Genomic DNA, 13522 nt, shown 5'->3' on the forward strand with positions numbered 1-13522 from the left:
AGACTGATAAACGAAAAATGACAAATTATAAGTCTAAAACTCGTTTTAATTGCAAGAATTTTTAAGCAAAGAGAAAAGTAACGTTTTATAAAATACAAAAGAGGGTGACCTTTTGGGACACCCTCTTTTTTAGTATCATTTTATAAATTGATGTTAAGAGATTTTCTTGTTTTTTGATAACGAAGTGTTTTTTAGTATGGTAATGTCTAATATCATTGCGAATAGTCATATATTTATGCACCCAATTTATTATTTCTTATGAAAAAATTAAATATGTATTTAATGATACTAGCTCCCATCTTGGGGTTTGCACAGCAACCCAATAAAAAGATCCAGGAATTATGGAAAAGTATCGAGCATAAAGAGCAACAACAAGAAGTGCGAAGCTTGTTGCCCGAAGTACAGGAAGTAATTTCCCTTTCTCGTCAAACAAAAGCATATGCAAGTCTTTTAAAAGGAATGTTTTATGAAGCGAAAATCAATATTACAATTCAAGAAGACAAAGACTACGATATCAATCAAATGCTAGGTGCATTTGAAAAAGAGTTAAATACCGCAACTGGCGAATACAAGGCGATTGTCCAAGCGTATATCGCTCGCGTTTATCAATTGTACTACGAAGAAAATGCGTATAAAATCAGCAATAGAACAGTTGTAGAACAACAAAAAGGAACGGATATTCGCTTCTGGTCCAAGGAAGATTTTGAAAGAGAAAGTATACGCTATTGGGAAGCGGCTTTAGAAACAGCTAAAAAACAAGCAACCGCTACAGTGGGAGGATGGAATGATGTCTTTCAAACAACAGAACAATATAACTTAGACTTTTCGAAGTTCTCGGTTTATGATGCATTGCGTATGGATTATGCCCTGTTTTTAAACAATGGGTTTTCTTATCGCGCGTCTTCGGAACAACGTGCCTTAAAAACTAAAGAAGCGAAGGAAATTGTAGCGCAAGTTATTCAGGACTTGACCAAAAAAGGACAGACCGAATTGGCTGCTTATGTTCGCATCTATGCCTTGCATAATTTTGACGACCAAACAGAAGTAGAAGAACGAAACAAAATCTACCAAGATTTGCTGAAACAAAATCCGACATCGGTTTTAGTACATGAAGCGGTCGCTCAATTTATGTTCTACACCTATCGTGATACCCAAGACAAAGAATTAGCACAAACGGCAGGTGGAACTTTGTTAGCTTTTATTGAGCAAACCGCAGGGAAATTTCCCCAAACGGAAACGGCAGAACGCCTTAAAGCAATGAAGAAAGTGGTGGAAGCTCCTTCTTTAGAAGTAGGGTATAATTCCTATGAATTACCTAATCAAAGTTCGGTCTTAGCTGTTACACATAAAAATCTCAATACTCTGTATTTTAAAATTTTAAAATACGAGGATCAAGCGAAAGTGTTTGCGGTAAATCAACCCAATACCTTAGCAGGATATAAAAAGATTGCTTCGGATTACGAAAAGGTAACCGATTATACGATTGCAGTAAAACCCTTTACAGATTATCAGTCCCATACCACCAAAGTAGAGTTGAAACCATTGGCTCCTGGTCGTTATATTGTCTTAGTGGCGAACCGAGACTTCGATTATCTAACAGAAGGAGAAGATGTGGTTAGTATGGCCTTGGTGAATGTGACATCAAATGCGTTTTTAACCAACGGAAATAAGTTCCGATTGTACGATCGTAAAACTGGACAACCCAAAGCTAATCAAGCGGTGTTTTTAGCGAATGGTTCACAAAAAGATTTAAGTAAAGCCTATTGGGAAACCATTGTAAATACCGATGCAAACGGAGAGTTCTCTACAGAATTTATCAAAGAAAATACGAACTTATTTTATGGAGTAAAAGGAGAATCGATTTACTATTCGACCTATGCTTATCCGCAACACAAAGGAACTGAAGAGGGCGTAGAAGTAACTAATTGGAATGCGAAAGTGCTAACGGATCGCGCGATTTATCGTCCAGGTCAGGTCGTGTATTTTAAGTCGATTGTTTTCCGACAAAATGGAAAAACAAGACAGGTGGGAGCCAATCAATTGGTAACTGTTAAATTGATAAACCAACAAACCCAACAAGAAGTAGGAAACGTAAATTTGAAAACCAATGCTTTTGGGTCAGTTCAAGGGGAGTTTATTTTGCCAACTACTGGATTATTGGGAGATTTTACTTTTGAAGTACTTTTAAAAGAAGGAAATATTGGAGAATATACTTCTATTTCAGTAGAAGAATACAAACGTCCGAAATTTGAGGTGACAATGGATGCAGTTACAGGAGTGTTTTACTTTGATGAAAAAGTAAAAGCGACTGGAAAAGCAGTGGATTATGTAGGAGCAACTGTAGCCCAAAGTAAAGTGAACTATCGTGTAGTGCGCAATTCGGGTTATCGCTATGACGTGAGAGGTTATTATGGTTGGCCACGTCCTGAACAAGCCGTGACGATAACACAAGGAGAAGTAGAAACAGATGAGACAGGACAATTTACCATCGATTTTACTGCTATTCCAGGGCGTAAAGAATATAAAGCAGATGCCTTGCGTGTAGATTCGTATACCGTATATGTAGATGTAATGGATAGTAAAGGGGAAACCCACAGTACGACACAAACCATCTATGTAGGAGATCGAAATATCAGCTTACAATTGCCAATTAGCACCAACGAAATGGTGTCAACCAAAGAATTAGAAGCAATCAAAGTCAGCACAAAGAATCTGAATGGTGAAGCTTTTGCTGCGAAAGGTGAGGTGAGTATCGTTGAATTAGAAGCGCCTTATGCTCGTCGAATGTTATTGCCTTATGACAATTCTAGCAGAGAGGATTACGAACTGTATTCATATGAAGAATTTATAGCGAAGTTCCCTTATGTAGCGTATGGAAATGAAAACGACCACACCAAATGGAAACAAGGTAAAGTAGTGTTCACCAAAGCTTTTGATACTGCCAAAGAAAATACAATCGCCTTTCCAAATGCTAAAATTTTAAATTCAGGATTTTATTTACTGAAGGGATTTGTTTGGGAAAAAGGAGAAAAAACAGAAGTAGAACAATATTTCTATTACGATAATACCAAAGAAGAACCAGGGGTAATTTATCAGTTGCTTTCAGTAAAAGCAGACAAAGAGAAATACAAAGTAGGTGATTTAGCTAAGATTCGATTACAAAGTGGGGAAAACCAAACAACGGTAATCGCTTCTGTATTTGTCAATGGTCACTTAAAACAAAAGAAAACGCTAGAAGTAAACCGCAAAGCAAGTTATTTCGAATACCCAATGAGTGGGGAAATGGGAGATGTACGTGTGAGTTTCACGGCGATTAAACACAACTTTGCAACGCAGAAATCAGCCCAATTGGTATTAGATGCAGCACAAGAAGACTTAAAATTAGAATTGGTTACGTTTAGAGATAAACTAACACCTGGACAGGAAGAAACCTGGCGCTTAAAAGTATCAGGCATGGCGAAGGATAAATTTGCTGCTGAGGTAGTTGCAGCGATGTATGACGCTTCTTTAGATCAATTTAGAAGTAATACGTCTTTCCAAACGAGCTTTGATTATTATTTTAATTATGGTCAAGATTCTGATTTTAGTACATATAATTTAAGCAGAAAAAGCTATGCACAACATATTTTGTATAGTACAACTTATCCAAACTTAGTATCGTATAGTCCGCCAATTGCATTGAATTTATTTGGATTTAGTAGTGGAGCGGGAAGAACCATTAGAATTAGAGGAATGGCTACGGCTGCTCCAACCGCATTAAGTAAACAAAATAAGGGGGATGCTAATATGGTTATGCATGATGCTGTTGTAGAAGAAGTAGCAGTTCAGTCTACGGGTGGCGCAGTACCTCCAGCACCAAAAGCAGAAGTAAAAGAAGCAGCAACCGTTCAGATTAGAACCAACTTAAAAGAAACAGCTTTCTTCTATCCGACCTTAAACACAGATGAAAAAGGAAATGTGAGTTTTTCTTTTACGTCTCCAGAAGCATTGACACAGTGGAAGTTTATGGCGTTTGCTCATACAAAGAACTTAGAAAGTAGCTATGTAGAGCAAGTGGTTCGCACCCAAAAAGAATTGATGGTGCAGCCAAATATGCCGCGTTTTGTTCGAGAAGAAGATCAAATGATTCTATCGACTAAAATTGCTAATTTAAATGATAAAGCATTAAGTGGAGAGGTGGAAATCCAATTCTTTGATGGCTTGACAGCAACGCCAATCACGACCTTAGTGGATAGCAACAGTCAAGTCAAACAGCACTTTACCGTTGGAGCAACAGCAAATACAGAAGTAGCTTGGATAATCAATGTTCCAAAGAATATAGCCGCTTTAGGTTATCGCATCGTTGCAAAATCAGGCACGTTTAGCGATGGAGAAGAGTCAGTTATTCCCGTGCTGTCTAACCGCACTTTAGTAACGGAAACTATGCCGTTATATATCAAAGAAGGACAGAATAAAATCTTTACGTTTGAATCCTTAGAGCATCCTGGGTCAGCCTTACGCGATAACTATAAATTGACCTTAGAAGTAACGGCAAACCCAATGTGGACGGCTCTTTTAGCCCTGCCATACCTAAAAGAATACCCATACAACGGGACGGAACAAACCTTCAGTAAAGTATTCGCCAATACCATTGCTAGTCAGTTGTTGAATAGCAATCTACGCATTCAGTCTGTTTTTGAATACTGGTCAAAACAAGGAGCAATCCAATCGAAGTTAGAGCAAAATGAAGAGCTGAAACAAGTGTTGATTGAAGAAACTCCTTGGGTGCGTCAAGCAGCAGATGAAACAGAACAAATGAAACGCTTAGCGGTATTGTTTGATTTGAATAAAATGAAGATGGAACTAGACGCTGAATTAGAGCGTTTAAACAATCAACAGAATAGCGATGGAGGTTTCCCTTGGTTTAGTGGAGATCAGTCTAATGTCTATATTACCCAAGCTATTGTGGAAGGATTCGGTCAGATGAAACAAGCAGGAACCCTGCATCCAAAAGCAATGGACATACTGAAAAAAGCAGTGGCATATTTAGATGAGCAGCATTATGCAACGTATCAAAAGAATAAAAATACGACCGATTTACCAGCAATCGATACGCATTATTTGTACGTGCGTAGCTTGTTTAAAGACGAACTAAAAATACAAGATAAATATGCGAAAATGATTAGCGAGTATCGCAAAGAACTAGCGAATCAAAAAGCAATAGATAATTTGTATGTAACGGGAATGAAAGCGGTGATTTTACAGCGTTTTGGTGATAGTAAAGCCGCGAATAACCTAGTAAAAGGAATTATGGAGTTAGCTGTGAAGAGTGATGAAATGGGGATGTATTGGAAGGAAAATGCAGCAGGCTGGTTGTGGTATAATTCGCCTATAGAAACGCAAGTGATGTTGATTGAGGCGGCTCATGAAGTAGATGCTGCAAAATATGTCCATGCGATTGAGGAAATGAAAGTGTGGTTATTGAAGAACAAACAAACTGTTGCATGGAACTCCACAAAAGCAACAACACGTGCCGTATATGCTTTATTGTATTTGGGAAAAAATTGGATGAATACCGATCAAGGTGTTGAAGTAAAAGTGGGAGGGTATCCTGTTACGTTCACTAAATCAGAGCAATTCAATACTGGATACTATAAAAAAGTTTGGGAAGGATCAGCAATTCAAGAAAAAATGGGAATTGTTGAATTAGATAAAAAATCCACTGGAGTGGCCTATGGAGCGATGTACTGGCAGTATTTTGAAGATCTAAACAAAGTATCAAAATCAGGTTCAGGCATTACGTTTAACAAACAATTGTTTATCAAAGCAGCTACAGATAAAGGACAAGTATTACGCGAGATTACCAACGAATCGCCGATTAAAGTAGGAGATGTGGTAACGGTTCGCTTGGAAATTCAAGTAGACCGCGATATGGATTATGTTCATTTAAAAGACATGCGTGCGAGTGGATTTGAACCGATGAATGTGCACTCAGGTTACAAACGCAAAGGAGAATTTGGGTATTATGAAGAAACACGTGATGCCGCAACTAACTTCTTTATTACTCACCTAAGCAAAGGAACGTATGTGTTTGAATACGATGTTCGTGCCAATAACGCAGGGTATTTCTCTAATGGAATCACATCGTTGCAAAGTGTGTATGCACCAGAAATGAAAGCCAATAGCGAAGGACAGGATGTGAAAATTTTGAGAAACTAATCTTACAGTTCTAGAGGATTTTATTCCATCTTAACGTATAAAAAAAGAAAAAAGACTTGAGTTAATCAACTCAAGTCTTTTTTTATATTATTTTTTAAAAGAAATAGGTGTTAAAATATGTTTATTTATATGTATATATTTTTTTAAAAATAAAATAATATATATAAAATGTATATTTGTTGAAATAAAAATAGAGAAAATGAAAAAGATTATCTTATTGGGGCTCTTGTGTTTCAGCACATTGTTTACTGCTTGTAATTCAAGCTCATTTTCGTATTGGATTGACAATCCAACGAATGAATCCATCACAGTTTATATCGATGAAAAGGCTTACGAAATACCTGCGCAAACGAAAATTGCCGTTGATTTGCCCTTTGGTAAACATCAATTAAAGTATAAAGACCAATCCCTTTGGTTTCATAATGGGGGACGTATCAATTCAAGTACGGCGATTATTAACCCAACCCAAGGCAATTATGTGTTCTATAAACAGTTGTTTATGGATAAAAACGATACACGTGCTACGAAAGAATTTGAAGAATGGGCAATACAAACCCAAAGTGATTCTCTTCGCTTAGCAATTAATGACACTATTATGACACTGTTTGTTCCTTTTCAAGTATCCAATAAAATCTTTATTAGCAAAAGTGATTTTGATTGGAAATACAATATAGAGGAACCTATGCCAGAGGTGGTAGATTTATCAAATCCGATTGTCACAAGAAGAAATCGTCAATTGCTTAATGATCCCAATTATCAAGCAGGAAGATTTCAAGAAACGGTGTATAAAATATTTCGAGAGCAAGAGTTCTTTGATTTTATTCGAGAAGTAAATCAGGATAAAGTAGTATTCCTCGAAGAAAAAAAACCGTATGCCGAGTTGCCAAAAGCCAAGATTGTATTGACGCAAATGGAGAAGGTCAAGGGAGAGCAATATAAACAAGCATTGGAAGATCGCTTAGTTGGATTTCATACTTGGCTGAACATGGAAGGCAGTAAGTCTAGTAAAGGGTTTAAAGATTTCTTTTTTTCTTCCCAATTAAATGAGTTGAGAACGGCTTATTTAGCCGCGTATCCTGATGATTATTCGTTCAATCAAGCAACGAATGAACTCAATGAACAATTGAATGTGTTTATGCGTTATCAATTGAATATTATTGATGAGGAATAAGCAGTTAACCTTTAGGTTGGTGCAATAAAAGGAATAATTTTCTAGCAAATAATTGTAGGTAAAACAACTGAATCAAGAAAGTAAAGTAGATCGTTTCGTTGACTTTCCATTATAATATAAAAAGAGAGACTAAAAACTTCGTTTTTAGTCTCTCTTTTTATATTAAAGCATCTCCATTCCTTCCATATCACCACCTTCTGGACCATCAGGAGTCATTGGCTTACGCTCCATTTTTTTCGGTTGGTTGAAGCGATAGGTAAATGAAAGATTGATTTGTCTACCTCTCCATTGCATTTCACTATGTGAAATAGATTGTGGTAATACTAAATCTTGTTCTCTCTTTCTTGAGTTGAATATATCGCTAATATTGAACGTAATCGTTCCCTTGTCTTTTAATATGTCTTTACTTAAAGCTACATTACCTGATAAATTACCTAATACCTTTCCTTGAGCTGTATTGTAAGGCGCACGGTACATTCCGTTTAGTTGCCAATCAATTTTGTAAGGTAAGGTGATTTTAGAGGATAAACGCGTAAACCAAGCGTAGGCATCCTTGTCAAAATTCTGTGTTTCTAATGTTCCATCTAGATGGGTAAACGTATAATCCCCTCTTGTTTCCGTTCTGTAGAAGTTGAAGTTTCCATTCAATTTCCACCATTTGAAAGGAGTGTAGTTTAAGGTAATATCTAATCCGTAGCGGTGTTCTGTCGCTAAGTTAATCGGTGAGCTAATAGAAATAGGAGTTCCATCAGCTGTTTCTCCTGCAATTCGACGTACAAATTGGAAAGTATCATCCGTTTTGTTGTAGTAGGCTGATGCATTTAACGTAAAACCAGTCCAACGTTTCATAAAACCAAAATCAACTGCATGCGTTTTCGCAGGATCTAAGTCGGGATTTCCTTGAAAAAAGTTGATATCACTCGTATAATTTGAAAACGGATTCAAGAAGAACCCACGAGGTCTATTCACACGTCTACTGTAACTAATACTCGTACTTGTACTTTCATTCCATTCGTAGTTTAAAAACGCACTTGGAAAGAAATCATTGTACTTTTTGTTGTTGTAGCTTTGGGTGTCTAATTGATTGACATCAATACTAGAATCTTCCCAACGCAAGCCCACCATAAAGCTCAATTGAGACGTAATACGATCTCCATATTGTGCATAAAGTGCGTGAATATCTTCCTTGTATGCTAAGGTATTAGACAAACGTCCATCCGTTTGCCAACTACTGTTGTTCAAACGCTGAAGATTAAAAGCTGTATTTGTCGATTTAAACGTTCCTAAATACCCCGCTTCAAAGTTTCCATGTTCCCCAATAGGCAACGTGTAATCAAGCTTTGCTAAACCACTCTTTTCTTTTTCCTTGTTTGTTGTGCGTTCAAAAGAAGTGTTGTTTAAAAAGTCATTGATATCGTCAATTCCCGCATTTTCATTGTCTTTATCCTGTGCAATAGACCCTTCTATGGTCAATACATGTCCATCTTTGTCAAATTTTTTCTCAAAAGTAGTGGTGTAATCCACGTTGTTTCGTGTACTATTTTTATTCTCGTTACGATAGCGGTTGTATAAAAACGCATCAGAAGCATCGTAGTAATCATAGCTTACTCGATTGGGATTGCTTCCTGTGTTACGACGAGCTGTAACAGTATTGGTCCAGGTGATTGAAGGAGTTAAATACCATTCTAAACCGAAGGTACCGTTGTAGCCTTGTCTTTCTCTATTATTGTCTTTGTACTCATAAATACGTTGAGTTGGTTCGCTTGTTACTGGATCAAGATAGCGGTTGTCATTTAGGTTGTACCCTTCTGATTTAGAGTCTCTATAGCCTAAAGAGGTGAAAAAGTTGAATTTCTCACTTCTAAAATTGAACATTGAGTTCAGCTCATAGTTGCGTGGATCTCCCATCGTTCCTGTTACACTTCCGTTAATTCCTAACGCTTTTCCTTTGCGCAGAATGATATTGATAATACCTGCACCTCCCTCTGCTTCATAACGAGCGGATGGATTGGTAATCACTTCCACACGATCAATAGATTCTGCAGGTAAAATACGCATAGCCTCTTGGATGTTGTTCGCTAATCCTGTGGGCTTACCGTCAATCAATACTTTTACATTTTCGTTTCCTCTCAAGCTGATTGTTCCTTCACTATCTACCACAACAGACGGTACGTTGTCTAGTACATCCGCAGCCGTTCCGCCTTTGACAATCATGTCTTGTCCAACGTTGTATATTTTTTTGTCTAGTTTGATATCAACTGTAGAACGCTCCGCAATAACGGTTACCTCTTCTAACATTTGCGTATCATCCTGTACTTTTTGCATCCCAATATCGGTGTTTCCCTGTACAGTGATATTTTTTAATTCCAGGGTTTTAAAACCTAGAAAATCAATCTTGATATAGTAGTTTCCGTCGGGAACATTAAAAGAAAAACGACCTTTTTCATCGGTCATCGCTCCAGAAACAATAGAAGAATTGCTTTCATTTTGAGCATAAATACTAGCGTATTCAAGGGGAGTGTTAGTCGCTGCCTCAATTACCGTCCCAGTGACTGTACTTTGAGCGCGGTTCTGGGCTGCTGTTGTTAGTGTCGTTAAAAATACGAACAACAGCAGAAGAACTGATAAAGGTGTTTGTTTTTTCATTTATAGTCGTTTAGTTTACTTCTCTGAACTTAGACTATAAATTGAAGCAGGGGTTTAATAACTATATTGTTAAAATAAAGTTAATTAAAGAATTTGATAAATTTTTTCTGTGGGTCTAGCCACAATAGCTTTAGAGCCATTAACGACTACAGGACGTTCTATAATTTTAGGATGGGTAACCATCGCTTCAATAATTTCTTCGTCAGAGAGCGATTTGTCCGCAAAGTTCTCTTGCCAAAAAGCATCCTTGGTTCGAACCAACTCAATAGGGGAGTAGTTTAATTTTTGGAGTAAGGCTTTAATATCGTCATAACTGAGGTTTGCATCCAAATATTTTATAATTTTGTACGCTACCCCTTGTTGCTCCATAAAGGCAATACTTTCTCTTGACTTGCTGCAACGAGGATTGTGATAAATTGTAATCATAAGTGTTAGGGTTTGTTCTCAAATATAGCAATTTTTTTGAAAAATGAAATATATCGATCAACTGCAACATCAAGTAACGAAGCGACAAATTCTGTATTATGTTCCTTTTACCTGCTTTTATTTGATGATTATGTTTGTAAACTGGTTAGTTACAAAATATTCTTCAATATCAACCAAAGAATTGCTGAATTCTCAAGTTGAGATTTTAGGAAAAAACAGAGCGTTTTTTCAATTAATTATTCCTTTTTCTATTTTTTTGTTGTTATTAATCATATGGGTCTTGTTTGTTCACAAGCAATCTTTGGTTACGTTAACTACATCTAGATCAAAAATAGATTTGAAACGCTTTGTTTTCGCTTTTGGCTGGCAGACCATCCTGATTTTGACTAGTTTTGGCGTTAGTTATTGGCTCAATCCAACGAATTTTGTTTTTAATTTCAACCTTCCTGCTTTCTTAGGATTTTTTGTGATTGCGGTTATTTTTATTCCTCTTCAGACAAGTTTTGAAGAGTATTTCTTCCGCGGATATCTGCTTCAAGGGGTAGGATTAGCTACAAGAAGTAGAGGGATGGCGCTCGTGGTGACTTCTGTCGTTTTTGGATTATTACATTTAGCCAATCCCGAGGTGGAAACGCTAGGTGGTGGAATTATGGTGTACTATATCGGAACGGGATTCTTTTTGGGAATCATGACTTTGATGGATGATGGATTAGAATTAGCCTTAGGCTTTCACGCAGCGAATAATCTAATCGGTGCTTTACTTGTTACTTCAAGTTGGACGGTATTTCAAACGAATTCCGTATTTTTAAACGTAGCGGAGCAAGAACAAGTATCGGTGTGGGAATTTATCTGGCAAGTCTTTGTTTTTTACCCTCTTTTACTGATTATTTTTGCTAGAAAGTACCAATGGAAGAATTGGAAAAATCGTCTTCTTGGCCGAATCGCTTAATTTTTTTGACGTTTTAAGGTATGAATAAAAACTATATTCACCCCAAATTTAAATTGAATGGAGTGTCCTATACGATGGCCTCACTTCTAGAAGAAGCACAACAGATGCGAACCTCAACAGCGGAGTATCTGCGCGATTTGGGGCAACTAATCATCGCTTGGTTTGATGAAAAAAACTATGTTGTTCAGCATACTTCGGGTACCACAGGACCACCGAAGAAAATACAACTGGATAAAGCGGCGATGCGCGTTTCCGCACAAGCAACGGTTACTTTTTTTAATGTCAAAGCAGGAAGTAAAGCCCTGTTGTGCATGTCAACCCAATTTGTTGGTGGAAAGCTGATGTTTATTCGCGCCTTATTATTTGGATGGGAATTGGATGTTTGTAAACCTACGGCTCGTCCGTTAGCTGGGAATCCTACTCACTATACTTTCGTGGCCATGGTACCCATGCAAGTAGAAAATAGCTTAGATGAATTGAATCAAATTGATACACTGATTATTGGAGGCGCTAAAGTTTCTCCTATTTTAGCACTGAAACTACAGAACAAAAGGACGAACGTATACGAAACCTATGGGATGACAGAAACCATTACGCATATCGCAGCTAAAAAGATAGGAACTCCTTCTTTCGAAATTCTGCCTCATGCGCAAATTCAAACGGATGAACGTGGTTGTTTGGTGATTGAAGTACCGGCTATTAATCCGCAACCGATTGTGACCAATGACTTAGTGCAATTAATTGATGATAAGCATTTTGAATGGTTGGGACGTTTTGACAACGTTATTAATAGTGGAGGAGTTAAGCTGTTTCCAGAACAAATTGAAGAAAAATTAGCAGCTAAAATAAAAGAACGCTTTTTTATTGGTGGCAAAGCAGATGATTATTTTGGTACTATTGTTGTGCTAGTTATTGAAAGCCAGCCGTATACTTTAGCGGAAGATGTATTCGATGGATTAGCCAAATACGAAAGGCCCAAAGAAATTCAATTTGTGACGCAGTTTATTGAAACGGAATCAGGCAAGGTGATTAGAAGTAAAAATATAAACGAATCAACGAGCAAACAGAGATGAGTAGAATAAAATTACAAAAAATAGTACTATTGGTTATGTTGGTAGGAATTGGTCAGGTGGAGCACAGTGTGGCACAAACAAATAAAAAAAATAGTAAGCAGTCTATTACGGCTGATTTTATGCAACAAATCGTCAATAAAAATCACGCGTATTACAAAGACGGAAAAGTAGCCGACTATATTCCAGAATTGGGAAAAGCAGATCCAAAAGCGGTGGCCTTCTCAGTGGTTAAAGCCAATGGAGAAATTGTCAATGTAGGGGATGTACAGGCAAAATTCACCATTCAAAGTATTTCAAAAGTCATCGCTTTGATGATTGCAGTACAAGAAAAAGGAGAAAAAGCCCTCTATGAACGCATTGGCTATTATGGAACGGAAAAAGCCTTTAATCATTATGCCAATTTAGAAACGGCGGGGAAACCTTTAAATCCCATGATGAATGCGGGAGCAATCTTAACGACGGCTTTCATTGAAGGAGAAGGAGAGGTCGCTTACCAAAAGATTCTAAACATGTTGCGTTATATTACGAAAAATGAATCCATTGACATCAATCAAGCAGTTTATTTATCTGAAAAAGAAACGGGACACCGCAACCGAGGAATTTTTTACTTGTTGAAAAATAACGGGTTAATTGACGGAGAAGAGAATAAATTAGACAATTATTTTAAACAGTGTTCCATCGAAGTAACCGCGGAAGATTTAGCTAAAATTGGTTATTTCTATGCCAATGGTTGTACGCGTTTTGATGGTGATAAAACCTACTATAATCGCGATTTAGCGCGTTTGATTCAAGCGCAAATGCTCATTGCTGGAATGTATGATTTCAGCGGAGAATACGCCAGAACGGTTGGTTTACCTAGTAAATCAGGAGTAGGCGGAGGAATCGCAGTGAGTGTACCGAATAAAATGGGAATCGGCGTATTCAATCCTGCTTTAGACCAACATGGAAACTCTGTCGTTGGATATCGAATTTTAGCTGATTTTGTCAATCAATTGGAATTGAGTTTGTTTTAAAGGTTTGGTGAGGTTTAGATGAGGGTTGTTTAGTTTGTAAATTGTC

Annotated in this window: 7 protein-coding genes; 5 read left to right on the forward strand and 2 right to left on the reverse strand. The window is 37.3% G+C overall.

Annotated features, from left to right (window positions below):
• Positions 1-258: 258 nt before the first annotated feature.
• Both ACLJX0_RS11615 and ACLJX0_RS11620 read left to right on the forward strand, forming a co-directional pair.
• The gene (locus ACLJX0_RS11615) at positions 259-6198 is read left to right on the forward strand and encodes an alpha-2-macroglobulin family protein (RefSeq protein WP_410880658.1); all 5940 of its coding nucleotides are present in this window, start codon (positions 259-261) and stop codon (positions 6196-6198) included.
• Positions 6199-6397: 199 nt separating this feature from the next.
• Positions 6398-7369, forward strand: coding sequence for a hypothetical protein (locus tag ACLJX0_RS11620; RefSeq protein ID WP_410880660.1), 972 nt, complete (start codon positions 6398-6400; stop codon positions 7367-7369).
• Between the two features lie 162 nt (positions 7370-7531).
• Here ACLJX0_RS11620 and ACLJX0_RS11625 read toward each other — a convergent pair whose 3' ends face one another.
• Both ACLJX0_RS11625 and arsC read right to left on the reverse strand, forming a co-directional pair.
• A complete protein-coding gene (locus ACLJX0_RS11625; RefSeq protein WP_410880662.1) occupies positions 7532-10015 on the reverse strand; it encodes a TonB-dependent receptor domain-containing protein in 2484 nt (827 codons plus the stop codon).
• 84 nt (positions 10016-10099) lie between these two features.
• Positions 10100-10441: an arsenate reductase (glutaredoxin) gene (gene arsC / locus ACLJX0_RS11630; RefSeq protein ID WP_410880664.1), complete on the reverse strand. Its 342-nt coding sequence runs from the start codon at positions 10439-10441 to the stop codon at positions 10100-10102.
• Between the two features lie 43 nt (positions 10442-10484).
• Here arsC and ACLJX0_RS11635 point away from each other — a divergent pair, with 43 nt between their 5' ends.
• Genes ACLJX0_RS11635 through glsA form a run of 3 tightly spaced genes read left to right on the forward strand, consistent with a single transcriptional unit; the run spans position 10485 to position 13476 of the window.
• Positions 10485-11390: a CPBP family intramembrane glutamic endopeptidase gene (locus ACLJX0_RS11635; RefSeq protein ID WP_410880666.1), complete on the forward strand. Its 906-nt coding sequence runs from the start codon at positions 10485-10487 to the stop codon at positions 11388-11390.
• 20 nt (positions 11391-11410) lie between these two features.
• Positions 11411-12463, forward strand: a complete 1053-nt coding sequence (locus ACLJX0_RS11640) for an AMP-binding protein (RefSeq protein WP_410880668.1) — start codon at positions 11411-11413, stop codon at positions 12461-12463.
• Positions 12460-13476, forward strand: a complete 1017-nt coding sequence (gene glsA / locus ACLJX0_RS11645; protein ID WP_410880670.1) for a glutaminase A — start codon at positions 12460-12462, stop codon at positions 13474-13476. Before ACLJX0_RS11640 ends, glsA begins: the two co-directional genes overlap by 4 nt.
• Positions 13477-13522: the final 46 nt, after the last annotated feature.

Source organism: Myroides sp. DW712 (assembly GCF_046557355.1).
GTDB lineage: Bacteria > Bacteroidota > Bacteroidia > Flavobacteriales > Flavobacteriaceae > Flavobacterium.